Consider the following 23783-nt stretch of genomic DNA (forward strand, 5'->3'; position numbering starts at 1 on the left):
AGTTGCGCCGGTTCAGGAGCCTGGATTCCATTTCCAGACGATGTCGGAGACGCTGACGGGCTTCGGGATCAGGCCGAGCCTTGCAAAACGGTCGGCGACCGCCTGCTGGCTTGCGATGATCTCGGCATCCAGCGGCACCACGCGGAAGTTTGAGCGACCCACGAAGCGCCTGACGGCCTCGATGTCGACGCCGGTCGCGTCCGCCTGGGCTTTGGCGACGTCCTCGTGGTGCTCGTTGGCCCAGACGCCTTCAGAGGCGAAGGTGGTGTTGAGCTTCGCCACCAGCGAAGGGTATTTATCAACGAAATCCGTGTTGGCGATGTAGAACGCATTCGGCTTGTGCACGTCCTTGTCGAAAGCGATGACCCGCGCCTTTTCCTTCAGCTCGGCGAGCGCGAGATAGGGATCCCAGATCGACCAGGCATCGACCGAGCCCTTGACGAAGGCGGCGGTCGCATCGGCGGGCGCGAGCGGCGCCGGCGTGATGTCGGACCAGGACAGGCCGGCCTTTTCGAGCGTGGCAACCAATAGATTATGCGCGCTCGATCCCTTGCCGAAGGCGACGCGCTTGCCCTTGAGATCGGCCAGCGTCTTGATGGCCGAGTCCTTCGGCACGATGATCGCCTGGGTGTTGCCTTCCGATTTCACCGCGGCGACGTAGCGGATCTTGGCGCCGCCGGCCTGCGCGAAGATCGGCGGGGAGTCGCCGACATAACCGAAATCGACGCTGCCGACATTGATGGCCTCCAGCAGCGGCGGACCGAACTGGAAGTCGACCCACTTGATCTCGATGCCGAGCGGCTTGAAGGCGTTCTCGAGCGTCTGGCGCTGGCGCACCGCCGGGAAGAAGCCGCCCTTCTGCGTGCCGATGCGGATTTCGGCCGGCTTGTCCTCGGCGTGAGCGGGTGCAGCAAGGGCGGTTGCAAGCAGGAGCGTCGTTGCCAGAATGTGTCGTCGGGTGATCATGACGCGGGTCCTTTCGGTGGGATCAGTTGGGGAAGAGTTGCGAGCTTGCGCGCCCGCTCCGCGCGGAGAAGACGGCACGGGCGGCACGCTCGGCCTCACGGGCCGAACGGAACTGGCGGCCTTCGAGGCTGTCGAACAGGCGCTCGGAGGAGAAGAAGCGGAAGCCACGCTCGTCGCGCGTGATGATGCCGGCGGCGCGATCCTGGATCTCGATGATGTAAGCGTTCGACTGGGGCTGGGACATGACTGCTCGTCCGCCGGAAATTCGGCGTTCCTGTCTTGGGATTTCGATGTGAGGTGCTGCTAGGAGACGGTCAGCAACAACAACAGGCGCCCGTTGCCGCCGAGAAACAGCGCCGCGTCATGCACGCATGCATGGCGTTCTGATTGCGCTGGTGATCGGTTTTCATCGTGCGGCTTCAGGCTCGAGGAGCAGTTTCGATGGCTCGAATATCAAGCGATCGGCACGATTGGTCAATGAAATGGCTATCCATATTTGGGGCGCGCGCGCTCGGGTGCTTCTCCCACCGCAAGCATTGACAGACGGATTCATCTCGCGATGAGTTCAACGCGCGCGAAAGGCAGGCATGCTACGCTCGACGCATCACAAGGCCCTTGATTTGGGAGGTTCCAGGCATGGCGGATGCTTTGAGGGGGCGCACGGCGCTCGTCACCGGCGGCTCGCGCGGAATTGGCGCGGCCGTCTGTCGCGCGCTGGCCGACTCAGGCGCGGCAGTGGCGATCAATTGCCGCGAGAGAATTGGCCAGGCTGAACAACTCGCAGGCGAGATCGGCAAGCAGGGCGGCCGCGCCATCGTGGTCGCCGCCGATGTCTCGCAGCGCGAGGCCGTGGCCGATATGGTCGAGCGCGTCACCGCCGGGCTCGGGCCGATCGACATCCTGGTCAACAATGCCGGTATCGCCATCACGCGCGGCGTCGACGATCTCACCGAGGACGATTTCGATCGCACCATCCTGGTCAATCTGAAATCCGCCTTCCTGTGCACGCAGGCCGTGCTGCCATCGATGCGCGCGCGGACATGGGGCCGCATCGTCAACATCTCCTCGGGTGCAGCGCGCGGTGCCGGCTCGATCGGGCCGCACTACAATGCGTCCAAGGCCGGCATGGAGGGCCTGACGCGCGGCTATGCGGCGCGGCTCGTAAAGGAGGGTATCACCGTCAACGCGGTGGCGCCGTCGCTGATCGAGACCGACATGATGAGCGGCCAGCCCGCACTCGTCGGCCGCATCCCGCTCGGCCGCTTCGGCACGGCGGATGAAGTAGCCAAGGCCGTGATGCTACTGATCGACAATGCCTACATGACCGGACAGACCATCGCGCTGAGCGGCGGGATGGCGTTTAATTGAGGGCACTGTCATTCATAGCAGGCTCCCCCTTCCTTCTCCCCTTGTGGGAGAAGGTGGCGCGAAGCGCCGGATGAGGGGTTCTCGCCGCACACTACTCTCATTGTGAGGAAAGATACCCCTCGCCCGTCTCGCCGCTGACGCGGCGATCCACCCTCTCCCACAAGGGGAGAGGGGAAGAAAGAACTCACCACATCGTTGCCGCGGCACGCTCGGGCCAGACGCGGTCGTACTCCGCGCCGCCGACCTTGTTGTCGCTCATCTCCGCAAGAATCTGCCCCGGTGTCGGCAGCGTCTTCGGATCGACGCGCTTGTCGGGGTTCCAGAGATCGGCGCGGACGATGGCGCGGGCGCACTGGAAGTAGATCTCGTCCACGTTCATCACCATGACGCTACGCGGCGCCTTACCCTCGACCTTGAACGAGGCCAGCAGCTCCGGATCGATCGACAGATGCGCGCGGCCGTTGGCCCGCACCGCATTGCCCGAGCCGGGGATCAGGAACATCAGCGACACGCGCGGGTCGCGCACGATATTGCGCAAGGAATCGACCCGGTTGTTGCCGCGGCGGTCGGGCAGCATCAGCGTCTTGGGGTCGTGGATGCGGACAAAGCCGGGCAGATCGCCGCGCGGCGAGCAGTCGATGCCTTCGGGCCCGATGGTGGCGAGCGCAGCGAACGGCGCCTTCTCGATGAAGATGCGGTAGAGCGGGGTGACGTGGTCGGCAACTTTGACGGTCGAGGCATCGTTCGTGACGCCGTAGATGGCCTCCAGCTGCTCGACCGTTTCAATCACCGTCATTCCACTCTCTCCGTGTTATTGCCCGCAACTAATCTTGCCAGCCTTGCTTCCTGATCACGCGCACGAGCTGGCGGCTGTGATAGTCGGCGCTGCCGGCATTGAGGATGGTGACATCGGCGTGTGCCGAGGCGTCATCGACGCTGCGCGACAGCCGCTCGGCGATGTCGCCATCGCTTTTCCGGGCGCGCGCGGCAAGCCGCTGCGCCAATACGTCCGGCGGCGCCGTGATCGCGACCACCACGACGTTGGCATAGGCCCGGCGCAAGGCAGCGATCACGGTGCGTGAGACGTTGGCAACGATGGTGCGGCCCGCGCGGGCGTCGTCGTTGATCTCGAGCGGCAGTGCATAGGAATGCCCATGCGCCTCCCAGTGCACGGCAAAGTCGCCGTGCTCGCACGCGCGGCGGAATTCGTCGGGACTGACCGCGATATTGTCTTCATCGGCCGAGGACGCACGCGTCACGATGCGGCGCGGGAAGACGATGTCGGGATCGTCGCTGCAAGCCGCCTGGGCCAGCCGCAGCAAGGTATCCTTGCCGGCGCCGCTGGGGCCGACCACGAGCACGAGCCGGCCGGGGCCGATCGCACCCGTCTCGCCTTCGCCCGTGGCCGCCATCTCGCTCATGCGACGCGGTGTCCTTCGCGCCAGACGCTGCGGACCACGGGAACGTGGCCTGCGACATGGACGCGGATCAGATCGGCGCGCTTGCCAGTCGCGACCTCGCCGCGGTCGGTGAGGCCGACCGCCTCGGCGGGCGCTTTCGTCACGGTGCGGACCGCGGCCGGAAGGCTGATCGCGGGCACATGCTCGGGCAATTGCAACGCGGCCATCAAAAGGCTCGACGGGATGTAGTCCGACGACAGGATGTCGAGCAGGCCCTCGCGGGCGAGATCGACCGCGGCGATGTTGCCGGAGTGCGAGCCGCCGCGCACCACGTTCGGCGCGCCCATCAGGATGTCGATGCCGGCCTGGTGCAGGCCGCGCGCGGCCTCAAGCGTGGTCGGGAATTCCGCGACGGAGACGCGGTCGCGCACGGCGTCCGCGACGTTCTCCTCGGTGGTGTCGTCGTGGCTCGCCAGCGGAATGTTGTACTCATGCGCCAGCGCCACGATCTCGCGCATGTTGGCCGCGGCATAGAGCCTTTGATATTCGAACCGCTTTGCGAACAGCTCGTCGAGCTCGGCATCGGTCTTGCCGCCGCCCTTGCCGCGATAATAGTCGCGCAGCTTGACCTCGTCGCGAAACTGGCGCTGGCCCGGCGTGTGGTCCATCAGCGACATCAGCTTGACGTCGGGACGGTCGATCAGCTCCTTGGCCTCCTCGACCACGCTTGGCATCGGGATCTCGCAGCGCAGATGCAGGAAGTGATCGGCGCGCAGCAGGTTGGCCTCGCGCGCGGTGGTGATCGCGGCGGCGAGCACGCCGGCGCGGCCATCGACCTCCTCGGCGCCGTCCTCGCGCCAGACCCGGAGCGAATCGAACACGGTGGTGATGCCCGAGGTCGCGAGCTGGCCGTCATAGGAGATGACGGCGGCGACAGGATTCCAGAACACTTTTGGCCGCGGTACGTAATGCGCCTCGAGATGGTCGGTGTGGAGTTCGATCAGGCCGGGCATGATCAGATCGCCGCCGGCATCCTCGGCACCCGCGGGCGCCCTCCCCTCGCCGATCTCCGCAATGCGGCCGTCGGCAAGCGCGAGCCAGCCCTGCTGGATCACCCGGTCAGCCAGCACGATCCTGGCGTTGGCGATCACGGATTCCTTCTTCATTTCCCCATTCCTTCAGGCCGCGGCGGCAAAGCCGGTGACGTCGACGATGCGGTCGGCAATCAAATGACGGATTTCGTCGTCATGGACAATGGCGACCATGGCGACGCCCTGACGTTTCTTTTCAGCGACCAGCTCGACCACCACGGCGCGATTGGCCGCATCGAGCGAGGCGGTCGGCTCGTCCAGCAGAAGGATCGGCAGGTCGGAGATGAAGCCACGGGCGATGTTCACGCGCTGCTGCTCGCCGCCGGAGAAGGTCGCGGGGGGAAGCTGCCAGAGCCGTTCGGGGATGTTGAGACGATGCAGCAGCTCGCCGGCGCGCGCCTGTGCGTCTGCCCGGCTCATGCCATTCGCGATCAGCGGCTCCGCGACGACGTCGATGGTGGCGACGCGCGGCACCGCGCGCAGGAACTGGCTGACATAGCCGATGGTGGAGCGGCGGATGTTGAGCACCTGGCGTGGCTCGGCGGTGGCAAGATCGACCACTTTGCCGCGATGGCGGATGCCGATGCAGCCGCTATCGCAGCGATAATTGCCGAAGATCATCTTCAGGATGGACGACTTGCCGGCGCCCGACGGCCCCGACAGCACGACGCACTCGCCTGGATTGACCTGGAAGGTCACGCCACGCACGACAGGCAGCTCGATGCCGCCCTGCAGGTGCATCGTAAAGGTCTTGCCGGCGTCAGTGATGTCGATCATGGCGGTCATTGGAAAGCTCATATCGTAAAGTTCATGGCGGCAGGATCGAGGAGACGAGGAGCTGGGTATAGGGCTCGCGCGGGTCGTCGAGCACCTGGTCCGTGAGACCGGTCTCGATGACGCGGCCGCCTTTCATCACCATCACGCGGTGCGACAAGAGGCGCGCCACCGCGAGATCGTGGGTGACGATGATGACGGCGAGGTTCAGCTCGGCGACGAGGCTGCGCAAGAGATCGAGCAGGCGCGCCTGCACCGATACGTCAAGGCCGCCGGTCGGCTCGTCCATGAACACGAGCCGCGGCTCGGTAACGAGGTTGCGGGCGATCTGGAGGCGCTGGCGCATGCCGCCGGAATAGGTGCGCGGCGCATCGTCGATGCGCGCGACGTCGATCTCGACGCGCGTCAGCCAATCCGACGCGGTCTCACGGATGCGGCCGTAGTGATTCCACCCCACCGCCATCAGCCGCTCGCCGACATTGGCGCCGGCCGAGACTGCCATGCGCAGGCCCTGCGCGGGGTCTTGATGCACAAAGCCCCAATCGGTGCGGAACAGGAAGCGGCGCTCGGCCTCGCCGAGCGTCGTGAGATCGCGGGTGACGCCATCACGCATCCGATAGGACACATGGCCTGCACTCGGCGCGAGCTGGCCCGACAGCATTTGCAGCAGCGTCGACTTGCCCGAGCCGGATTCGCCGACGATCGCCAACACCTCGCCGGGATAGAGCGAGAACGACACGTCGCGACAGGCATTGATGCGGCCGAACGACTTGCTGAGGGATTTTGCGACCAGCAGCGGCTCGTCGTTCTCGACCAGATTCTGATCAGCCATTCGCGGCCTCCTGCGCCTTATCCTTGTACGGCGCGGCACTGAGGCTGCCGTGATGGCCGGCGGCCTGGCGGCCCTCGCAATAATCGGTATCCGAGCACACGAACATGCGCCCGCCCTTGTCGTCGGTCACGATCTCGTCGAGATAGGAATTCTCCGCGCCACAGAGCGCGCAGGGCGCGTTGAAGCGGTAGGGCTCGAACGGGTGATCCTCGAAATCGAGCGACACCACCTGGGTGTAGGGCGGGATGGCGTAGATGCGCTTCTCGCGGCCGGCGCCGAACAATTGCAGCGCCGGGGAATTGTCCATCTTGGGATTGTCGAATTTCGGCGTCGGCGACGGGTCCATCACATAGCGCGCGTTGACCTTCACCGGGTAGGCATAGGCCGTGGCGATGTGGCCGAAGCGTGCGATGTCCTCGTAGAGCTTCACATGCATCAGGCCGTATTCGGCGAGCGCGTGCATGCGCCGCGTCTCGGTCTCGCGCGGCTCGAGGAAGCGCAACGGCTCGGGGATCGGCACCTGATAGACCAGCACCTGGTTCTCGTTCAGCGCCGTCTCGGGGATGCGGTGACGGGTCTGGATCACGGTTGCCTCGTCCGTCGCCGTCGTGGTCGCAACGCCCGAGGTCTTGGCGAAGAATTTGCGGATCGAGATCGCGTTGGTGGTGTCGTCGGAGCCCTGGTCGATCACCTTCAGCACGTCCTGCGGCCCCAGGATCGCGGCCGTGACCTGCACGCCGCCGGTGCCCCAGCCATAGGGCATCGGCATTTCCCGGCTGGCGAACGGCACCTGATAGCCGGGGATTGCGATCGCCTTCAGGATCGCGCGGCGGATCATGCGCTTGGTCTGCTCGTCGAGATAGGCGAAATTGTAGGCGGGCGCGTTCATTCCGCGGCCTCCTTCATGGCATCGGGCGCATTGGCATCGGCGAACTCCTGACGCAGCTTTCGGAGCAGGCCGAGCTCGGACTGGAAGTCGACATAGTGCGGCAGCTTCAGGTGCTCGACGAAGCCGGTCGCCTGGACGTTGTCCGAATGCGACATCACGAACTCCTCGTCCTGCGCCGGTGCGAGCGCCTCCTCGCCGAGCTCACGGGCGCGCAGCGCGCGGTCGACCAGCGCCATCGACATGGTCTTGCGTTCGCTCTGGCCGAAGGCGAGGCCATAGCCGCGGGTGAAGCACGGCGCCTCGGTCGCCGAGCCCTTGAACTGGTTGACCATCTGGCACTCGGTGAGCTCGATCGCACCGAGCGGCACGGCGAAGCCGACGTCTTCCGCGACGAATTCGACCTCGACCTCGCCGAAGCGGATCTCGCCGACGAAGGGATGGTTGCGGCCGTAGCCGCGCTGGGTGGAATAGCCCATCGCGAGCAGAAAGCCTTCGTCACCGCGCGCGAGGTTTTGCAGGCGCAAATCACGGTCCGCGGGGAAATTCAGCGGCTCGCGGGTGAGATCGCCGACGCTGGCGCCGTCCTCGGCTTCCGGCGATGATTCGATCAGCCCGTCGCGCCCGAGAATGTCTGTCACGCGCGGCGTCGGCGCGGTGGAGGCTTCGGCCGCAGCCGGCCTCTCCGGCACAAAACCTTGGGCGAGCGATGGATCGAGCAGGCGGTGCGTGTAGTCGAAGGTCGGCCCCAGGATCTGGCCGCCGGGAATGTCCTTGAAGGTCGCCGACACCCGCCGCTGCACCCGCATGATGCCGGTGTCGACCGGCTCGCTGGCACCGAAGCGCGGCAGCGTGGCGCGGAAGGCGCGAACCAGGAAGATCGCCTCGATCAAATCGCCGCGCGCCTGCTTGATCGCAAGCGACGCGAGCTCGCGGTCATAGAGCGAGCCTTCGCTCATGACGCGATCGACGGCCAGGCCGAGCTGCTCCGAGATCTGGTCGAGCGTGATTTCCGCAACGCTCTGGTCGCCGCGCCGCTTATGCGCGAGCAGGCGATGGGCGTTCTCGATGGCGCGTTCGCCGCCTTTGACTGCGACATACATGCTTCTAGCTTCCCTTGCTCACGACGCGCGTGGTGCGGGGGATCGCGACCACAGCGTCATCGGCGACCAGCACCACATCGATGCCGCGCGGAAACAGCGCCTCGTTGACATGCAGGCGCTCGAACAGGTCGAAAGGCTTGATCGACGCCTGCAGCGTGGCGACACCGTCAATGCCGGGGCCGCGCAGTTCGAAGCTGCGCCCGGCGGCGAGGCTGTCGACCTGGATGACCACCGTGGTCGAACGGTCCGGATACTCGCTGGTGCCGAACGCGAAGCGCTCGAGCGCAGGCAAGGCGCCGCCGTCACTGATGAGCGCGAAGGAAGCGATCGACGAATCCTGCACGACCGGCGCGCCGGTGTGGAACTTCAGCCACTTCGTCACGTCCGAGCTTTCCGCCATCCGCGCATCGAGCCAGAGCGGCGTGTCGTGATCGAACAGCGTCAGCGCGATCGCTGCGGTGCCGCGCATCATCGGCCCTGGCGCGCCCGCCATCGGCACGATGCGCTGGACCGAGCCCGGCCGCGCCATGGCGTCCATGACCGAGCGAAAGGTCGATTGCGCCGACAGCACCTTGTCGGCGAAACCCGGCGGCAGTTCCGCAATCGTGGTCATGATCTCACCCCTCACCGCGCACCATGGTGTAGAAATCAACTTTCGTTGCGGCGGCCGCTGCCGCCGCCTGCTTGCGCCTGACCATAAGCTGCTCGCGCAACGGCGCGATAACGTCGCGCTCCACCGCGCCGCCGAAATCGCGGGACTGCACCAGCGCATCGCACAGCGCGATCAGCCGCGCCTTCTCACCGTCGCGGCCGAGCGTGTAGCCGAACCCGACCTCGCCGCTCGCAAGCCGCACCGCGGCGCGCGACACCGTGGCTTCGCCGAGATTGAACGGCGCGCCGTCGCCGCCGACCCGCCCGCGCAGCATGACGAGGCCGTTCTCCGGCGTGCGCAGATCGTGGTGATCCGGGAGAGACAAGTTGCGGAGGCGAGCGGCGATCTCGCCCGCCTCCGCGTGCGCCAGCACCGCCATTGCGGCCTTGCGCTGGGCTTGCTGGTCGTTGTGCTGGGTCACCTGGTCCACCGAGCTTTTTGACAGAACTTGCCGCGTCGAAGTTGTCTATGATAATAGACAACTTCATACGGACGCGCCATGACTGTTTCGTGACAATGCTGTGATTTCTGGAGTAGGTTTCCCGCGACATGAGCATGCAGGACACAGCCTCCTCGGGCGTCGCGCTATGGCGCCTCGTGGCCGATGGCATCGAGCGCGGCATCGCCGACGGCCGCTTTGCGGCCGGCGACAAATTGCCGGGCGAGATGGAGATCGCCGAAACCTATCGCGTCAACCGCCACACCGTGCGGCGCGCGTTGGCAGCCCTCGCCGAGCGCGGCCTGGTGCGCGCCGAGCGCGGCAGCGGAACCTATGTCGAGGCGCAAAAGCTCGCTTATCCCTTGCGCTCGCGCACGCGCTTCTCCGAGATCGTCGGCGCCGATGGCCGCGAACCGCATGGCCGGCTGATCGAGGCGACCGATGACGTTGCGACGCGCGAGCTCGCACGAGAGCTGGGATTGAAGACCGGCGCGCCGCTGGTGCGGATCGAGGCGATTCGCCTCGCCGACCGCACCCCGATCTGTGTTTCCACCACCTGGCTCTCGGCTGACCTGTTCCCGGATGCAGGCGCCGTGTTCGCGGCAACGCGCTCGATGACGAAGCTGCTGGAGCATTTCGGCGTCCGCGATTATCGCCGTGGCGCAACGAGAATCACCGCGGGGATTGTCGACGCGAGCGACGCCGCACGGCTCGACCTGGCGCTGGGGCGGCCGATCCTGGTGGTCGACGCCACCGACCACGATCTCACGGGCAAGCCGCTGGTGACGAAGCACTCGCGCTTTGCGGCAGAGCGGGTGGAGTTTTTGGTGGAGAACGCTTAGATCAGAGCGTTTTCCAGCGAAGCCTGCCCTCGGGACTGATCCGGGGTGGAAACGATTTGCGTCGAGAAAACGCGTCAAAACAAAAATCAGAGCTCCGTTCCGATCCAATCGGAACGGATAAGACTGCAGCACGACGTTAGGCGACCGTCCGCTTGCCGATGATCGCGAAGCGCAGCTTGCCGGAAATCCAGTCGATCGACGATACAGTTACCAGGATCAGCAGGATCAGAAACGATACCTTCTGCCATTCCAGCACCCGGATCTGTTCGGCAAGCTGAAGGCCAATGCCGCCAGCGCCAACGATTCCGATGATCGTCGCCGATCGCGTATTCGACTCGAAATAGTAGAGCACCTGGCTCAGCAAGACCGGGAATACCTGCGGCAGCAATCCGAAGCGGACGCTGTGGAGATGGTTGCCGCCCGATGACCGAACGCCTTCCGCGGGGTTCTTGTCGGCGACCTCGATCGCTTCCGAGAACAGCTTGCCGAACGTTCCGAAATCGCTGCAGATCACGGCCAGGATGCCGGCAAACGGCCCCAGCCCCACGACGCCGACCCAGATCAGTGCCCAGATCAAAGTGTCGACTCCCCGGATGGTATCGAGGCCACGACGCGTCAATAGGCGGATGATCCGGTTTGCAACCACGTTGCGCGCCGCCAGCAGGGATACCGGCAGCGCGAGCAGCGCGCCGCCAAGGGTGCCGAGAAACGCGATCGACACCGTCTCTCCGAGCGCATGCAGATATTTCAGAACCTCCGCCCAAGAACCCGGGCTGGGCGGCAACATGAGCTGGACGAATTCGCCCAGCCTGACCATGCCCTGGGAGAGCCGATTAAAGGGAATATCGAGCTGGACGATCCCGAACAGGAACAGCCCGACCGTCCCGCCGACGAGTATTGCGATCCTTCCCCGCTGCCACCAATCGGTCCGGAAGACGTCGGGATACCGTTCGGCAATGCCGGTCCGGTTTTCAAAACTGAAGGAGCTCATCGGGTGCTTCCCTCCAGCCCGAGCAGGCGGTGTCGCAACCGTTCCGTCAGGAAGTCGATCAACATGACGGTAAGGACGATGAGCAGCAGGATGGCGCTGACGTCGGTGAAGTAGAACTTGCGAACCGCCTCGATCAGATCCTGACCGATCCCGCCGGCGCCGACGAAGCCCATCACGGCGGCGCCCCGCACGTTGATCTCGAACCTGAGCAAGGCATAGCTCACGAAGTTCGAGAGGACCTGAGGCAACGCGCCGAACCGAACGACCTGAACCCAGCTGCCCCCGCTTGCCGCCACCCCTTCGACCGGCTTGCTGTCGATGTTCTCGACAACCTCGGCGAATTGCTTGCCCAACGCTCCGGCGGTATGGATTGCAATCGCCAGAACGCCCGGCAGCGGCCCGAGACCAAAGGCTAGCACGAAGATCAGGGCAAACACGATCTCCGGCACGGTCCTGAAAAACTCCAGAGCGCGCCGGGTGACGAAAACAGTCGTTCCTGATTTCACGAGATTGGCCGAGGCGAGGAAGCAAAGTGCGAAACCGCACAGCGCACCCGAGAGGGTGCCCATATAGGCGATCAGCAACGTATCCCCGAGAAGCCGTGCCCAGCGCGGCAATCCCCACAGCCAGTCCGCCAAATCGCTCCATGCGGTCGCGAACGAAAATTTGGGTGCGATGCTGACGAAATAGGCCGGGAAGCGCCAGAAGTTCTCGACAAAATTTCCGAGACTGACCTCGCCCATCCAGCCCGCGGCAATGGCAACGGCGATCAGGACGGCGGCACCGAGCCATACGCGCCGGCGCTTGGCGGCAATTGCAGCCGCATAGCGATCGGCAAGCTCACGCAGCCTGGCTTCCGGAAATTCGGGAACTGCTGTTCGCATGGGATGTTGGCGAGAGCCGACGGGCAGATCTTGCGATCTGCCCGACTTGTCCAACCCTTCGTTTCCCTCAGGATTTCTGCTTGCGAATGCTGTCGACAAACTTGGTCAGTTCGATCACGGCGTCATACGCCTTGTGGTCGACCTCGACGTAGGGCAATTGCTTCCCCTCGTAAATCTTGTCGAAAGCCGCCTTGTCCTTCACCGCAATTTCCAGCACTGCTTTCTTGATCGCCGCCTTGAGGTCGTCAGGCAGGCTGCTGAGATAGGCCATCGGCGAGTTCACGATCTGCTCGGACTTCATGATGATCTTGAAATCCGCGGCCTTCGCCATGCCCTTCCGTTCCATCCGGAGCAGGTTCGATTCCTTCTCGTCGTTCCACCAGTTGAACGCCGCGTCGCAGGTGCCCTGGGAAAGCCCGATCACCGCGTTTTCATGGCTCCCCGAATAGACCACCTTGGCGAAGAACTTTTCCGGGTCGATGCCCATCTTGTTCATCGCGAAACGCGGCACGTTGTTGCCGGAAGTCGAATTGGGATCGACGAGGCAGAGGTTCTTGCCTTGCAGGTCCTTAATGTCCTTGTAGCTCGAATCGCTTTTGACATAGAGAACCGAGTAATAGCCTTTGGTGCCGTCGCCGTTCACCTCGATCGCGAACGGTTCGACCTTCGCGCCAATGATGTAGGCACGCGCGTAGGACGCCGGGCCGTACATCGCAATGTGAATGTTTCCTGCACGCTGACCTTCGATCACCGCGGCGTAGTCGTTGGCGATGCGCAGCGTGACCTTGGTTCCAAGCTCGCGGGACAGGTACTCCGTCAGAGGCGTCCAGCGGTTGGTGGTGCCGGAGGCATTCTCGTCGGGGACTTTTGCGAAGATCAACTCAGGATATTTTGCCTTCCAGTCCTGCGCCGCAGCGGCTGAAACTGAAAATGCCAGGGCCGCCGCAGCGGCAACGATCGTACGACGGTCTATCATGACGTCTCCCATTTCAAGGTTATGAAACTGTCGAGTTCCGGCTCTACGACCAGGCTCGATTTAAAGAAGCAGCGATCAGGCCACGGCAACCGTGCGGAGGGCAGGAACTGCCGTGCCGACCGATGCATCCGCGGGCGCAACATCCATGACTTCATTCGCCTCGAGATCGTACAGCTCGCGCGCGATATGATCGGTCAAGGCCGCCGGCGCGCCGTCGAACACCACCCGCCCCGCGGCCATCCCGATCAGGCGGTCGCAATAGCTGCGGGCGAGATCGAGCGAATGCAGGTTGCAGAGCACGGTGATACCGAAATGCTTGTTGATGCGCAGAAGCGCATCCATCACGATCTTGGTGTTGCGGGGATCGAGCGAGGCGATCGGCTCGTCGGCAAGGATAATGTCGGGCTGCTGAACCAGCGCCCGCGCGATCGCCACGCGCTGCTGCTGACCGCCCGAGAGCTGGTCGGCGCGCTGGGCCGCGATGGCAGCCATGTCGAACTGCTCGAGCGCCGACATCGCGATGGCCTTGTCTTCTTCGGGCCAAAGCTGCAGCAGCGACCGCCATGTCGGCACCGTCGACAGCCGCCCCATCAGCACATTGGTGAGGACGTCGAGCCGGCCGACGAGGTTGAACTGCTGAAAAATCATCGCCGACCGCGCACGCCACTGCCGCAGCTCCTTGCCGCGCAGCGCGGTGACGTCGACGCCTTCGAACAGGATGCGGCCTTCGGAGGGCTCGGTGAGGCGGTTGATGGACCGCAGCAATGTCGACTTGCCGGCGCCGGATCGCCCGATCACCCCGACGAAGCCGCCGGGGGAAACTTGAAACGAAGCATCGTCCACCGCGGCTTTCGCGCCGAAGCGACACGTCAGGCCTTCAACCACCAGCATACAGGAGCTCCAGAGTAGCTGGAGCCAACCGCTAACCCTCGTGCTTAACACTTGTGTGACAGCGCTGCTGCAGTGCGGCCATCCTACGCACATCATCCCCTGTCATCTCGCTGTCATGACATCGTCATCCGGCCGCTCGAAGAGAGACGCCCGCCCTCGCACTTCGGATGCAACATGGCCGCCAAAGCTCTTTCGGTTCAGCCGACCGTCGATCCCTCGGCCAAGCTGCATGAGACCAGGCTCGGCGCCTACACCGAAGTCGGCGCGCGCACGATCCTGCATGAAGTGGCGATGGGCGATTATTCCTATGTCGTGAACGATGCGCAGATCACCTACGCCACCATCGGAAAGTTCTGCTCGATCGCGGCGATGACCCGCATCAATCCCGGCAACCACCCGATGCATCGCGCCACTCAGGCGCATTTCACTTACCGATCCAGCGCCTATTTCGAACGTGAGAGCGACGATCTCGAGTTCTTCGACTGGCGCCGCCGGCATCACGTTCATATCGGCCATGACGTCTGGATCGGCCATGGCGCGATCGTGCTGCCGGGCCGCAACATCGGCACCGGCGCGGTGATCGCCGCCGGCGCGATCGTCACCAAGGACGTGCCGGCCTACAGCATCGTCGCCGGCAATCCGGCCCGCATCGTGCGGCGGCGGTTCTCGGAGGAGATCGCCGGACGGCTCGCTAGGCTTGCCTGGTGGGACTGGGATCACGACAAGTTGCGCGAGGCGCTGCCCAATTTCCGCAAGCTCGGGATTGAAGATTTCCTCTCGGCATACGAAGCAAAAGCGAGCTCACTCGCCAATTCTCCTGCCAGCAAACGAAGCGCGGTCGCGTGACAGACATATTCATCGAAGGCGGCCGGGCCCTGATCGGCGCCGAGCTCGTCGAAACCTCCCTTCTCGTCTCCGGAACAGACATTGCAGAGGTCGATGCTTCTCGCGGCCGGGCGCGGCTGGCACTGGATGCCCGTGACCTGCTGGTGCTGCCCGGCATCGTCGATCTGCATGGCGATGCCTTCGAGCGGCAGATGATGCCGCGCGCCGGCGTCGACTTTCCGATCGACGTCGCGCTCGCCGACAGCGACCGCCAGGCGATCAGCAACGGCATCACCACCGTGTTTCACGCCACGACCTGCTCGTGGGAGCCGGGCCTGCGAAGCGCCGACAATGCGCGCGGCCTGATGGAGGCGATCGAGCGGCAGCGTCCGCAGTTCGCTGCCGACACCCGCTTCCACCTGCGGCACGAGACCTTCAATCTCGATGCCGAAGCGGAGATCGCGGAGTGGCTCAGCGAGGGCCGCGTCGACCTGTTCGCCTTCAACGATCATATGGACGGCGTCGTTGCCGACATCTCCAACCCACGCAAGCGCAACCGCATGGTGGAGCGCACCGGTCTGTCGAGCGAAGAATTCGACCGGCTGGTCGAGCGCGTGGTCTCGCGCGCCGACGAGGTGCCCGCCTCGGTGTCACGCCTGGCCGCCGCGGCCCGCGGGGCCGAGGTGCGGATGCTCTCGCACGACGATTCGAGCCCGGCGATGCGCCGGGACTTTCGCGAGCTCGGCGCCTTGATCGCGGAGTTTCCGATCAACGAGGAGACGGCGCAGGCTGCGGCCAGCCACGGCGATGCCATCGTCTATGGCGCGCCGAACGTCGTGCGCGGCGGCAGCCACACCGGCTGGACCAGGGCCTCCGACATGATCGCCAAGGGGCTCTGCTCGGTGCTGGCGTCTGACTATTATTATCCCGCGCAGCTGCTCGCCGCGTTCCGCCTGGCCGCCGATGGCGTGGTGCCTCTGGCTCAGGCCTGGGATCTGGTCTCCGCCGGCCCGGCGCGCGCGACCGGCCTCACCGATCGCGGCCTGCTCGCGGAGGGACGCCGCGCTGACATTCTCCTCGTCGACGACAACGTGAAGCTGCGGCCGCGGCTGATCGCGGTGATCTCAGGCGGCAGGCTCGTGCATCTCACCGACGCGACGCGGCTGCTCACCGCAGTGGCGGCCCCGCGCGAGACTGTCGTCGCGGCGTAAATTGGTTATGCTGAGGCAATGACAGGTTTCCCCCGCTACGCGATCTATTATGCCGCAGGCCGCGACAGCGCCCTCTCCCGCTTCGGCGCCGAGCTGCTCGGCTATGACGCCTACAGCGGCGGCGAGATTTCGTTTCCAGAGCAGGCGCTGCACGCCGCGCCCGACTGGCGCGAGGTCAGCGCCGATCCTCGCAAATACGGCTTTCACGCCACGCTGAAGGCGCCGATGGCGCTGGCGCCTGGCAATACCGAAGCCGAGCTGCTGGCCGCCTGCGCGGCCTTCGCGGGCAGGACACGTCCGATCCCGGCGATCCGACCAGTGGTCGATGCCATCAGCGGCTTCATTGCCGTTATTCCGGCCGAGCCGATGGAAACGCTCCAGCAACTTGCCGCTGATTGCGTTCGCGAGTTCGACCCGTTTCGCGCCGCGCTGACGGCGGAAGATCGCGCTCGGCGCAAGCCGGAGAAGCTCAGCGAGCGGCAGCGCGATTATCTCGACCGCTGGGGCTATCCTTACGTGATGGAAGAATTCCGCTTCCACATGACGCTGACGGGGCGGCTGGATGCGGAGCGGCGCGGGCCGATCCTTCAGATGCTGCGAACACGGTTTGCGGCGCTGGGGATCGAGACGCTCGCGATCGATCGCATTGCCCTGTTCAAGCAGGATGATGCCAAGGCGCGGTTTCGCATCATCGGCGAGTGGGCTTTGGTGCGGTAGACCTCAGCGCGAGGTCGCAAGATTGAAAGCGAGCGCCACCGCGCCAACCAGAACGAGGCTGATCGCCCAGACTGCATCCAGGTTGAACCAGCTTCGCGAGACGAACCTCAGTCCCAGATGGCGGTAGACCAGCCACGCCAGACATCCGCCGGCGCCGACCATGGCGGCAACGTGCACCAGCGACACCAGCACCGCCATCCCGAGATTTGCCGTCATCAGCGCGCCCGCCGCCTGATGGCCGGCATCGAGCTCGAAGGCCTGGCAGAGCCCGAGATAGATCGGCACGAGCATCAGGGCAGCGCCGTGAGCGATGGCGACGGCAAATGACCAGAGCACCAATTGCGTCGGCGGAATTCGTGCCAGCGCGCGCGGATGACGCCGGTCGATCAGCCGGTAGACGCCAAAGCCGATGACGAGAAGACTCGCGACGATCTGGATTGGACGCTGCCATTCGGCCAGTACGAGCAGGAAGGCGAACGGCAGCAGCACGAGAAGTGTTGCCAGGAGGTGCCCGGCCGCCAGAGCCCACAATGCACGGAAGAGCGCGAGGGGGCTCTTGTCCATGAGCCCGGCCGAAACGGCGAGCGGCCATCCCATTCCCGGATTGACCCCGTGGTAGAGACCGCTCGCAACAAGCGCGAGCCACAGCCAGCCAAGGGCCGGGCTCGCCTGCGTGCCATCTAGACCGACGGGTAGCAAAATGAGTCCGTCGAACAGTCGCCGCCCTCGAGCCTGATCTGGTGCGCACGATATCCGTCGGGGAAGCTCACGAAATAGTCCTTGTCGAGCTCGAGGCCGCCGTTGCGACCGACATTGGCCATGACTTCCACGCCCGGAACCCCGTCGGGATAGAACTGGTCGTCCCAGGTGGAATAAAGCGAATTGGTCCAGTACACGCGCCGGCCGTCGCGGCTGATCTCGACCATCTGCGGACCCGCCGCAAAGGGCTTGCCGTTCGGATGGGGCGTGCGGCGCGCGATGCCGCCGATGTGGACTGAGCCCGCAAGCTTCGGCTTTCTGGGATCGCTGACGTCGTACTGGCGCATCTCACCCGTGCCCCAGCACGAGACATAGAGAAACCGGTCGTCCATCGACAGGTCGATGTCCGTCACCAGCGGCGGCACGGCGCCAAATCCCTGCAGCAGCGGCGGCAGCTTCTCCTTGGGAGCGGGTTCGGGAGGGATCGTCGCCGTCTTCTCGGCATGGAATTTTCCGTCCTGGCGCCACCAGGTCCAGATCGATGCTTCGAGGTTGGTGGTGTCGACCACGACACCGACGAAACCATACTCGCGAACCGGATCGTGCGCGGGGCGCACCTCCAGCGCCATCTGATGATTGGCGCCGAGGTCGATGGTCTGGACGTTGCGACGGGCGCGAAGGTCCCAGAAGTGGAGGCGATGGCCATATTTGTTCGCAAGCAGATCTTCCGGGACGATCCCGTTCTCGAACTGCGGCGGTAACGCCCATTCGCTCGTCACCATGTAATCGCGCGGCAGATTCCACCAGAAATCATAATGCAGCGTCTGCGGGCCACGGTCGATCTCCCATCGTCCAAGAACTTCGAACGTCTCGCAATCCATGATGAAGACGCCCGGAGGTCCATTGGTGCCGTCCTTGCCGCCGCCGCCCAGCGTGCTCACGTAAATGCCGTCCGGCCCGCAATGGATCGTGTGCGGCCGCGAGTAGCCGGTCTTCTTGAAGACCTCCTCAGGCTCGATGATCTTGTGGATCTTGGCCTTCGTCGGATCGGGCTTGGTATCGATCACGTAGATCCGCGACGAGCGCAGCCCGGGGATAATGAGATAGCGCCGCTCGATGAAGGCGTGTCCGGCGAGCGGCGACAGGGCGGAGGAGCAAGCATTCCAGCCGAAATGATGAAACTCATCACCCTTGTTGGGCATCGCTACGGTATGGACGATCTGGCTATAGGTCGGCGATCCCGGCTTGACGTCGATGACCGCGAGAGCATCCGGCTTTGAGAAATCCGGACTGAGCAGCAAGGTGTAAGCAAAATTCTCCGCAGGCGCTTCCATCGCAAGCTTGGGCGATGCGTGAAAGGTAGGATCCGGCCTCATCGTCATGGCACTGCCTCCCTGTTCTGTCGGTTTGCACCAACCTGGCTCGGGATAGTGGCAAAAGAAGAGCTGTTGCGCGATGTCCTGGGAATCTCCGCAAGGCGCCGGTTGGCGCGCGTACATTATGCCATCGCGGGGCTATGGGGAACGGCCCGGAACGCGCTAATTCGACGCCTTCAGGCGAAATGGGCATCCCTCGTTCATTTCGAGCGAGGGCGCACAAGTCGCTCCTCGCAGCCTTCGTAGGGTGGGCAAAGGCGCAAAGCGCCGTGCCCACCGCTCTTCCCGCGGGCGCGCAAGTTGGCGGGCACGCTTCGCTTTGCCCACCCTACGACAGCTTCACGCAATGACGGGGAGAGAATTACTTCCCCCACCTGAGCGCCAACGCGTCGCGCTCCTTGGCGAGCTCCAATAGCCCGGCGCGCGTCGCCGGATGCAGCGGCTGCAGCGGATGGCGCACCGCCTCCGACTTGATCACGCCGCCGGCCTGCATCATCACCTTGCAGGCGATCAGGCCGCATTGGCGGTTCTCGTAGTTGATCAGCGGCAGCCAGCGCTCGTAGGCGGCCTTCGCCTTTTCGCGATCGCCCGCGAAATAGGGATCGATGATCTGGCGGATGCCGTCGGGATAGCCGCCGCCGGTCATGGCGCCGGTGGCGCCGGCGTCGAGATCGGCGAGCAGCGTGATCGCCTCCTCGCCGTCCCAGGGGCCCTCGATGTCCTTGCCGCCCGCCTCGATCAGGCTGCGGAGCTTCGAGGCCGCGCCCGGCACCTCGATCTTGAAATAGCGGATGTTGGAAAACTCGCGCGACAGCCGCGCGAGCAACTCGACCGACAGCGGCGTGCCGGCAACCGGCGCGTCCTGGATCATGATCGGGATGTTGATCGCGCCGGAGAGCACCTTGAAGAATTCGACGATGCCTTTCTCGGGGACGCGGAAGGTCGCGCCGTGATAGGGCGGCATCACCATCACCATGGCGGCGCCGGCCGCCTCCGCCTGCTTGCTGCGCGCGGCGCATACGGCCGAGCTGAAATGGGTGGTGGTGACGATCACGGGAACCCGGCCGGCCACATGGTCCAGCACCGCATGCATCACCGTGTCGCGCTCGGCATCGGTGAGCACGAACTGCTCGGAGAAATTGGCGAGGATGCAAATGCCGTGCGAGCCGGCATCGATCATGAAATCGATGCAGCGGCGCTGACCCTCGAGGTCGAGCTCGCCGCGCTCGTCGAAGATGGTGGGCGCGACCGGGAACACGCCGCGATAGGGGCGTTGGGCCTTGTGTGGGGTGACCGGCATCGAACTCTCCATCCCTGATGTGTCTTGCGTCTGCCGCCGCGCCCGTGGGAGCGAGGCGGCACAGATGTACCCGCAGTGCCGAGCTGCGGCAATGCCCGCGCGACGTCCGATGGAAAGAGTACGAAAATCAGGCGCTCTTCACGGCGCCCAGGAAACCCTCGACCGCGACGCGAAGACGATCGGCATCCGCCGACATCTTCTTGACGGACTCCGACAGCACCGTGCCGGCATTGCCGGTCTCCTGGTTGAGCCTGGCGACGCTGCCGATGGTATCGGTGACCTCGCGGGTGCCCTGGGCCGCCTGCTGGAAGTTGCGCGAGATCTCCGTCGTGGCCGCGCGCTGCTGTTCGACCGCGGCGGCAATCGCCGTCATCTTCTCGTCGATGCCGCCGATGGCGCCGCCGATCAACCGGATCGCGGCGACCGCCTGGCCGGTCGCGCCCTGGATCTCCTCGACCTGGCGCGAGATCTCTTCCGTCGCCGTCGCGGTCTGCGCCGCAAGGCTCTTGACCTCGCCTGCAACCACCGCGAAGCCGCGGCCGGCCTCGCCGGCGCGCGCGGCTTCGATGGTGGCGTTCAATGCCAGCAGATTGGTCTGGGCCGCGATCGCGTTGATCATCTTCACGACCTCGCCGATGCGGCTCGCCGTCTGATCGAGGATCTCGACCGTCGCATTGGTCTGCTCGGCCTGGGCCACGGCCTCGCGGGCCTCGCGGGCGCTCGACTGCACCTGCGCGGAGATCTCGCCCACGGATGCGGAGAGCTCCTCGGTCGCGGCGGCGATGGTCTCGAGATTATTGGTGGCCTGCTCGGCTGCCGAGGACACCGCCGCGGTCTGGCTGCTCGATTCCGTGACCAGCGAGCGCACGCCGCTTGCGGTAGCGTCGAGCTCCCGCGTCGAGGCCGCAACGCTCTGGATCACCGCCTGCACCGTGTCGTCGAAGGTGCGGCAGGCGGCATCGACGGTGCCGGAGCGGGCGAGCTGCAGCGCCTGCTGCGATTCGCGTTCCTGGCCGAGGCGTTCCGCAGTCGCCGCGCTCTCGCGCAGACTTTCGAGCGCAGCCGCCATGGTGCCGAACTCGTCGGGATGCCGCGACTGCGGCACCGGCGTCGCATAGTCGCGCGCGCTGATGCGGGCGATGGCGTCGAGGATCGTGCGCACCGGCCGCATGAGGCGGTTGCGCACCACGAACACACCGGCCAGGGTCACGGCCAGCGCGAGCAGGAACGCAAAGGATTGCACGATGAGATTGGTCAGCGCTTTCGCCTGAACCGCCTCCGCGTGCGCGATCGACAGGTCGAGCGCCTTGCTCGCGACCGCGACGATGGATGCGAACGGAGCTTGGCACAACGCGTTCCATTCCGCGGCGGGCATCGCGGGACGGCCGCTGCCGTCGAAGCCCTTGGTGATCTCGCTGATCTGCTTGAGGGCGCCGTCGGTCTTGGCCCTCGCCTCCTTGGCCGTGTTGACGAGGTCGGCCGGCGCGTCAGGCGCAGCCAGCAGCTCCTCCATGCCGGTCCAGCCGGCGGTGACGACGCCGTTCCATCCGGCCACTGTCTGCTTCTGGGCGTCGTCGAGCGGCTTGCTGGCGTTGACGTTCGGCCGCAGGGTCGAGCACTGGATGCCGTAGCGGTCGCGCACCTGCCAGGCGAGACGGCGGGCCTGGATCATGCGGGCGATGTAAGGATCGTTCATCCAGGCACGGTTCGACACCGCGGTGGACGCGAGATTGGCGGTCTCGATCACCTTGGTGACCGCATCGTACCAGGGCGCGGTACGCTCCAGCTTGCGCTCGGCGCGCGGCAGCTTGGCCTCGTCGTAGAACAACTGGAATTTTGGCGCGGCCTCGCTCCAGCGCTGCTTCAGCGTGCTGGCGAGCTCGTCGCGGCGGGCGAACTCGACGGTGGACAGCGCGGCCCTAATGGCATCGAAGCCGGCTTGCTCCGCCTTCTCCGCAACACCGAGCTTAGCGCGCGGATCGTCCTCGCCGAGCAGGGCGCTCTGGGCATCACCACGATTGCTGCGCAGGGCAACCACGCCATGGAAGATCGACTTGTCGGCATTCGCGAGCCGTTCGGTCTCCAGACTGTCGCTGTAGCGGCCGAACGCCCCGCCCATCTGGATGGCCGTGCTCGTCAGCGCGCCGGCCGCCAGCAGCGTCATCAGGACCAGGAGGAGCGTGCTTACCGAATTCTTAAAAATGGACATGGGTCGAGGGACCTAACTCTCAGGAGAGGCCCACCTTGCACCGCCACGTGCCAATGTTTCGTTAAGGTTTGAGTTGAATCGAAGCGATCCAACCTGCAGGGATTCGGAATACTATCCTATTCTGGTAAAATCCGGCGGGCGGCGCTCTGCAAACGCCGTGAACGCCTCGCGCGCCTCGGCGGTGCGCAGGCGCTGCGCGAACTGCTCGCCTTCGGCCTGCATCTGCGCGACCAGCGCCTCGCCGTTGCGCATCAGCCGCTTGGTCGCGATGAGGGCCCCGGCCGGCTGGCGGGCGAGACGCTGCGCCAGCCCAAGCGCTTCGGCATCGAGCCTATCGAGCGGCACCACACGGTTGGCGAGTCCCCATTCCAGCGCCAACCTGGCCGGCACGGTTTCGCCAAGCGCGAACATCTCGTAGGCGCGGGCATAGCCGATGCGCGCCGGCATCAACAGGCTGGAGGCGGCTTCAGGCACCAGCGCGAGGCTGACGAACGGCGTCGACAATTGCGCGTTGTCGGCGAGCACGACGAGGTCGCAATGCAGCAGCATCGTGGTGCCGACGCCGACGGCACGGCCCTGCACGGCCGCGACCAGCGGCCGGGTGCAACGCGCCAGCGACTGGATAAAACGCACCACGTTGCGGCTGCCTTCGGACTTGCCGGCCGCGACCGCCGCAAACTCGCCGACGTCGTTGCCGGCGGTGAACATGTCGCCCTCGCCGCGGATCAGAATCACGCGGGCGGACGGGTCGAACTCGGCGGATTCGATCGCGTCGGCGAGCTTGCCGTACATCGCATCCGTCAGCGCGTTCTTCTTGTCGGGACGTGCCAGCGTGAGGGTGAGGATTCCGCCGCTATTCTCGATCCGGACCTGCTCGGTCATTGGTCTGCTCCGTGTTATTCGTCTGAACGTCTTGGAAACTTGTCCTGAATGCTCGTCAGCCAGCGTGCGACGATGTCGATTTCCGCGGCCGTGAAACCTTCCGTCAGCGCCGCATTGACCTCCGCCGCGCTGGTCTTGGCCTGCGCCAGCGCGGTGCGCCCCTTCGGCGTCAGCCAGATGCGAAAGGCGCGGCCGTCCTCGCGATCGGCCCGCCGCTCGACCAGCTTCGCAGCCACCGTCCGGTCGACGAGACCCGAAATGCCGGCCGGTCCCATGTCGAGCGCCGCCCCAGCCTCGCCCATCAGGACGCCATCCTGCTTGCCAAGGATGAACAGTAGCCCCGCCTGCGCCGGCGTCACCGCGCTCTCGGGCCGCGCCGCCATCCAGCGCTGCAGCCGGCGCTGGGCGACACTCAGCAAGTAGATCAGCCGATGGTGCTGCGCGCCGGCGCCGTTATTTCGCATGCGAA

26 protein-coding genes are annotated in these 23783 nt (G+C 65.1%); 5 read left to right on the forward strand and 21 right to left on the reverse strand.

From position 1 onward, the window contains the following. Positions 1-12 precede the first annotated feature (12 nt). Both XF30_RS36515 and XF30_RS36520 read right to left on the reverse strand, forming a co-directional pair. Positions 13-966 carry an aliphatic sulfonate ABC transporter substrate-binding protein gene (locus tag XF30_RS36515; RefSeq protein ID WP_109145392.1) on the reverse strand — a complete coding sequence of 318 codons (954 nt, stop codon included), beginning with the start codon at positions 964-966 and terminating at the stop codon, positions 13-15. A 22-nt stretch (positions 967-988) separates the two neighbouring features. Next, complete coding sequence (locus XF30_RS36520; RefSeq protein ID WP_109145393.1) at positions 989-1210, reverse strand: hypothetical protein; 222 nt, start codon at positions 1208-1210, stop codon at positions 989-991. A gap of 392 nt (positions 1211-1602) precedes the next feature. Between XF30_RS36520 and XF30_RS36530 the strand changes: the two genes are divergently transcribed. Further along, on the forward strand, positions 1603-2334 hold the full coding sequence (locus XF30_RS36530; RefSeq protein ID WP_109145989.1) for an SDR family NAD(P)-dependent oxidoreductase: 732 nt from the start codon (positions 1603-1605) through the stop codon (positions 2332-2334). 184 nt (positions 2335-2518) lie between these two features. Here XF30_RS36530 and XF30_RS36535 read toward each other — a convergent pair whose 3' ends face one another. Genes XF30_RS36535 through phnG form a run of 9 tightly spaced genes read right to left on the reverse strand, consistent with a single transcriptional unit; the run spans position 2519 to position 9502 of the window. Next, positions 2519-3130 (reverse strand): pyridoxamine 5'-phosphate oxidase family protein, encoded by a 612-nt coding sequence (locus tag XF30_RS36535; RefSeq protein ID WP_109145394.1) that lies wholly within the window; start codon positions 3128-3130, stop codon positions 2519-2521. Between the two features lie 28 nt (positions 3131-3158). After that, on the reverse strand, positions 3159-3755 hold the full coding sequence (gene phnN, locus XF30_RS36540; RefSeq protein WP_109145395.1) for a phosphonate metabolism protein/1,5-bisphosphokinase (PRPP-forming) PhnN: 597 nt from the start codon (positions 3753-3755) through the stop codon (positions 3159-3161). Then, positions 3752-4900 carry an alpha-D-ribose 1-methylphosphonate 5-triphosphate diphosphatase gene (locus XF30_RS36545; RefSeq protein ID WP_109145396.1) on the reverse strand — a complete coding sequence of 383 codons (1149 nt, stop codon included), beginning with the start codon at positions 4898-4900 and terminating at the stop codon, positions 3752-3754. Before XF30_RS36545 ends, phnN begins: the two co-directional genes overlap by 4 nt. 12 nt (positions 4901-4912) lie before the next feature. Further along, positions 4913-5611: a phosphonate C-P lyase system protein PhnL gene (gene phnL / locus XF30_RS36550; protein WP_057027587.1), complete on the reverse strand. Its 699-nt coding sequence runs from the start codon at positions 5609-5611 to the stop codon at positions 4913-4915. A gap of 22 nt (positions 5612-5633) precedes the next feature. After that, on the reverse strand, positions 5634-6431 hold the full coding sequence (gene phnK, locus XF30_RS36555) for a phosphonate C-P lyase system protein PhnK (RefSeq protein WP_036014398.1): 798 nt from the start codon (positions 6429-6431) through the stop codon (positions 5634-5636). Beyond that, a complete protein-coding gene (locus tag XF30_RS36560; protein WP_109145398.1) occupies positions 6424-7320 on the reverse strand; it encodes an alpha-D-ribose 1-methylphosphonate 5-phosphate C-P-lyase PhnJ in 897 nt (298 codons plus the stop codon). The genes phnK and XF30_RS36560 overlap by 8 nt, the downstream gene beginning before the upstream one ends. Continuing rightward, positions 7317-8420 carry a carbon-phosphorus lyase complex subunit gene (locus XF30_RS36565; protein ID WP_109145399.1) on the reverse strand — a complete coding sequence of 368 codons (1104 nt, stop codon included), beginning with the start codon at positions 8418-8420 and terminating at the stop codon, positions 7317-7319. The genes XF30_RS36560 and XF30_RS36565 overlap by 4 nt, the downstream gene beginning before the upstream one ends. Positions 8421-8424: 4 nt before the next feature. Continuing rightward, a complete protein-coding gene (gene phnH / locus XF30_RS36570) occupies positions 8425-9033 on the reverse strand; it encodes a phosphonate C-P lyase system protein PhnH (RefSeq protein WP_192893356.1) in 609 nt (202 codons plus the stop codon). A 4-nt stretch (positions 9034-9037) separates the two neighbouring features. Beyond that, positions 9038-9502: a phosphonate C-P lyase system protein PhnG gene (phnG, locus tag XF30_RS36575; RefSeq protein ID WP_109145401.1), complete on the reverse strand. Its 465-nt coding sequence runs from the start codon at positions 9500-9502 to the stop codon at positions 9038-9040. 119 nt (positions 9503-9621) lie between these two features. On the opposite strand from phnG, the gene phnF reads away from it, so the two are divergent. Then, on the forward strand, positions 9622-10353 hold the full coding sequence (gene phnF, locus XF30_RS36580) for a phosphonate metabolism transcriptional regulator PhnF (protein ID WP_109145402.1): 732 nt from the start codon (positions 9622-9624) through the stop codon (positions 10351-10353). Between the two features lie 136 nt (positions 10354-10489). Here the strand turns inward: phnF and phnE (XF30_RS36585) are convergent, their stop codons facing one another. The 4 genes from phnE (XF30_RS36585) to phnC form a co-directional block, all read right to left on the reverse strand. Then, a complete protein-coding gene (phnE, locus tag XF30_RS36585) occupies positions 10490-11344 on the reverse strand; it encodes a phosphonate ABC transporter, permease protein PhnE (protein ID WP_109145403.1) in 855 nt (284 codons plus the stop codon). Next, positions 11341-12228, reverse strand: a complete 888-nt coding sequence (gene phnE, locus XF30_RS36590; RefSeq protein ID WP_109145404.1) for a phosphonate ABC transporter, permease protein PhnE — start codon at positions 12226-12228, stop codon at positions 11341-11343. The genes phnE (XF30_RS36585) and phnE (XF30_RS36590) overlap by 4 nt, the downstream gene beginning before the upstream one ends. A gap of 67 nt (positions 12229-12295) precedes the next feature. Further along, positions 12296-13204: a phosphonate ABC transporter substrate-binding protein gene (phnD, locus tag XF30_RS36595; protein WP_109145405.1), complete on the reverse strand. Its 909-nt coding sequence runs from the start codon at positions 13202-13204 to the stop codon at positions 12296-12298. A gap of 75 nt (positions 13205-13279) precedes the next feature. Continuing rightward, positions 13280-14095, reverse strand: coding sequence for a phosphonate ABC transporter ATP-binding protein (gene phnC / locus XF30_RS36600; protein WP_036026922.1), 816 nt, complete (start codon positions 14093-14095; stop codon positions 13280-13282). Positions 14096-14269: 174 nt separating this feature from the next. On the opposite strand from phnC, the gene XF30_RS36605 reads away from it, so the two are divergent. Genes XF30_RS36605 through XF30_RS36615 form a run of 3 tightly spaced genes read left to right on the forward strand, consistent with a single transcriptional unit; the run spans position 14270 to position 16848 of the window. Beyond that, positions 14270-14941 carry an LbetaH domain-containing protein gene (locus tag XF30_RS36605; RefSeq protein WP_192893357.1) on the forward strand — a complete coding sequence of 224 codons (672 nt, stop codon included), beginning with the start codon at positions 14270-14272 and terminating at the stop codon, positions 14939-14941. Then, entirely contained in the window at positions 14938-16131 is a 1194-nt protein-coding gene (locus XF30_RS36610; RefSeq protein WP_074448050.1) for an alpha-D-ribose 1-methylphosphonate 5-triphosphate diphosphatase, read from the forward strand. Before XF30_RS36605 ends, XF30_RS36610 begins: the two co-directional genes overlap by 4 nt. An 18-nt stretch (positions 16132-16149) precedes the next feature. Next, positions 16150-16848 carry a DUF1045 domain-containing protein gene (locus XF30_RS36615; RefSeq protein ID WP_109145407.1) on the forward strand — a complete coding sequence of 233 codons (699 nt, stop codon included), beginning with the start codon at positions 16150-16152 and terminating at the stop codon, positions 16846-16848. 3 nt (positions 16849-16851) lie between these two features. On the opposite strand, the gene XF30_RS36620 is transcribed toward XF30_RS36615, so the two are convergent. The 6 genes from XF30_RS36620 to XF30_RS36645 form a co-directional block, all read right to left on the reverse strand. Beyond that, complete coding sequence (locus tag XF30_RS36620) at positions 16852-17445, reverse strand: hypothetical protein (RefSeq protein WP_109145408.1); 594 nt, start codon at positions 17443-17445, stop codon at positions 16852-16854. Between the two features lie 83 nt (positions 17446-17528). After that, complete coding sequence (locus XF30_RS36625) at positions 17529-18929, reverse strand: selenium-binding protein SBP56-related protein (protein ID WP_109145409.1); 1401 nt, start codon at positions 18927-18929, stop codon at positions 17529-17531. Between the two features lie 355 nt (positions 18930-19284). After that, entirely contained in the window at positions 19285-20223 is a 939-nt protein-coding gene (locus XF30_RS36630; RefSeq protein ID WP_036026912.1) for a dihydrodipicolinate synthase family protein, read from the reverse strand. A gap of 127 nt (positions 20224-20350) precedes the next feature. Beyond that, the gene (locus tag XF30_RS36635) at positions 20351-22432 is read right to left on the reverse strand and encodes a methyl-accepting chemotaxis protein (RefSeq protein WP_109145410.1); all 2082 of its coding nucleotides are present in this window, start codon (positions 22430-22432) and stop codon (positions 20351-20353) included. 111 nt (positions 22433-22543) lie between these two features. Continuing rightward, positions 22544-23314, reverse strand: a complete 771-nt coding sequence (locus tag XF30_RS36640) for an enoyl-CoA hydratase (RefSeq protein ID WP_109145411.1) — start codon at positions 23312-23314, stop codon at positions 22544-22546. A 14-nt stretch (positions 23315-23328) separates the two neighbouring features. Next, positions 23329-23778, reverse strand: coding sequence for a MarR family winged helix-turn-helix transcriptional regulator (locus XF30_RS36645; RefSeq protein ID WP_109145412.1), 450 nt, complete (start codon positions 23776-23778; stop codon positions 23329-23331). Between the last annotated feature and the right edge of the window lie 5 nt (positions 23779-23783).

This window comes from Bradyrhizobium sp. SUTN9-2 (assembly GCF_003122645.1).
Classification (GTDB): domain Bacteria; phylum Pseudomonadota; class Alphaproteobacteria; order Rhizobiales; family Xanthobacteraceae; genus Bradyrhizobium; species Bradyrhizobium yuanmingense.

Bases quoted from the DNA above. Each gene is read 5' to 3' on its own strand.
- XF30_RS36515 (WP_109145392.1), bottom strand. From the start codon at position 966: ATGATCACCCGACGACACATTCTGGCAACGACGCTCCTGCTTGCAACC.
- XF30_RS36520 (WP_109145393.1), bottom strand. From the start codon at position 1,210: ATGTCCCAGCCCCAGTCGAACGCTTACATCATCGAGATCCAGGATCGC.
- XF30_RS36530 (WP_109145989.1), top strand. From the start codon at position 1,603: ATGGCGGATGCTTTGAGGGGGCGCACGGCGCTCGTCACCGGCGGCTCG.
- XF30_RS36535 (WP_109145394.1), bottom strand. From the start codon at position 3,130: ATGACGGTGATTGAAACGGTCGAGCAGCTGGAGGCCATCTACGGCGTC.
- phnN (WP_109145395.1), bottom strand. From the start codon at position 3,755: ATGAGCGAGATGGCGGCCACGGGCGAAGGCGAGACGGGTGCGATCGGC.
- XF30_RS36545 (WP_109145396.1), bottom strand. From the start codon at position 4,900: ATGAAGAAGGAATCCGTGATCGCCAACGCCAGGATCGTGCTGGCTGAC.
- phnL (WP_057027587.1), bottom strand. From the start codon at position 5,611: ATGACCGCCATGATCGACATCACTGACGCCGGCAAGACCTTTACGATG.
- phnK (WP_036014398.1), bottom strand. From the start codon at position 6,431: ATGGCTGATCAGAATCTGGTCGAGAACGACGAGCCGCTGCTGGTCGCA.
- XF30_RS36560 (WP_109145398.1), bottom strand. From the start codon at position 7,320: ATGAACGCGCCCGCCTACAATTTCGCCTATCTCGACGAGCAGACCAAG.
- XF30_RS36565 (WP_109145399.1), bottom strand. From the start codon at position 8,420: ATGTATGTCGCAGTCAAAGGCGGCGAACGCGCCATCGAGAACGCCCAT.
- phnH (WP_192893356.1), bottom strand. From the start codon at position 9,033: ATGACCACGATTGCGGAACTGCCGCCGGGTTTCGCCGACAAGGTGCTG.
- phnF (WP_109145402.1), top strand. From the start codon at position 9,622: ATGAGCATGCAGGACACAGCCTCCTCGGGCGTCGCGCTATGGCGCCTC.
- phnE (WP_109145403.1), bottom strand. From the start codon at position 11,344: ATGAGCTCCTTCAGTTTTGAAAACCGGACCGGCATTGCCGAACGGTAT.
- phnE (WP_109145404.1), bottom strand. From the start codon at position 12,228: ATGCGAACAGCAGTTCCCGAATTTCCGGAAGCCAGGCTGCGTGAGCTT.
- phnD (WP_109145405.1), bottom strand. From the start codon at position 13,204: ATGATAGACCGTCGTACGATCGTTGCCGCTGCGGCGGCCCTGGCATTT.
- phnC (WP_036026922.1), bottom strand. From the start codon at position 14,095: ATGCTGGTGGTTGAAGGCCTGACGTGTCGCTTCGGCGCGAAAGCCGCG.
- XF30_RS36605 (WP_192893357.1), top strand. From the start codon at position 14,270: ATGGCCGCCAAAGCTCTTTCGGTTCAGCCGACCGTCGATCCCTCGGCC.
- XF30_RS36615 (WP_109145407.1), top strand. From the start codon at position 16,150: ATGACAGGTTTCCCCCGCTACGCGATCTATTATGCCGCAGGCCGCGAC.
- XF30_RS36620 (WP_109145408.1), bottom strand. From the start codon at position 17,445: ATGGGATGGCCGCTCGCCGTTTCGGCCGGGCTCATGGACAAGAGCCCC.
- XF30_RS36625 (WP_109145409.1), bottom strand. From the start codon at position 18,929: ATGACGATGAGGCCGGATCCTACCTTTCACGCATCGCCCAAGCTTGCG.
- XF30_RS36630 (WP_036026912.1), bottom strand. From the start codon at position 20,223: ATGCCGGTCACCCCACACAAGGCCCAACGCCCCTATCGCGGCGTGTTC.
- XF30_RS36635 (WP_109145410.1), bottom strand. From the start codon at position 22,432: ATGTCCATTTTTAAGAATTCGGTAAGCACGCTCCTCCTGGTCCTGATG.
- XF30_RS36640 (WP_109145411.1), bottom strand. From the start codon at position 23,314: ATGACCGAGCAGGTCCGGATCGAGAATAGCGGCGGAATCCTCACCCTC.
- XF30_RS36645 (WP_109145412.1), bottom strand. From the start codon at position 23,778: ATGCGAAATAACGGCGCCGGCGCGCAGCACCATCGGCTGATCTACTTG.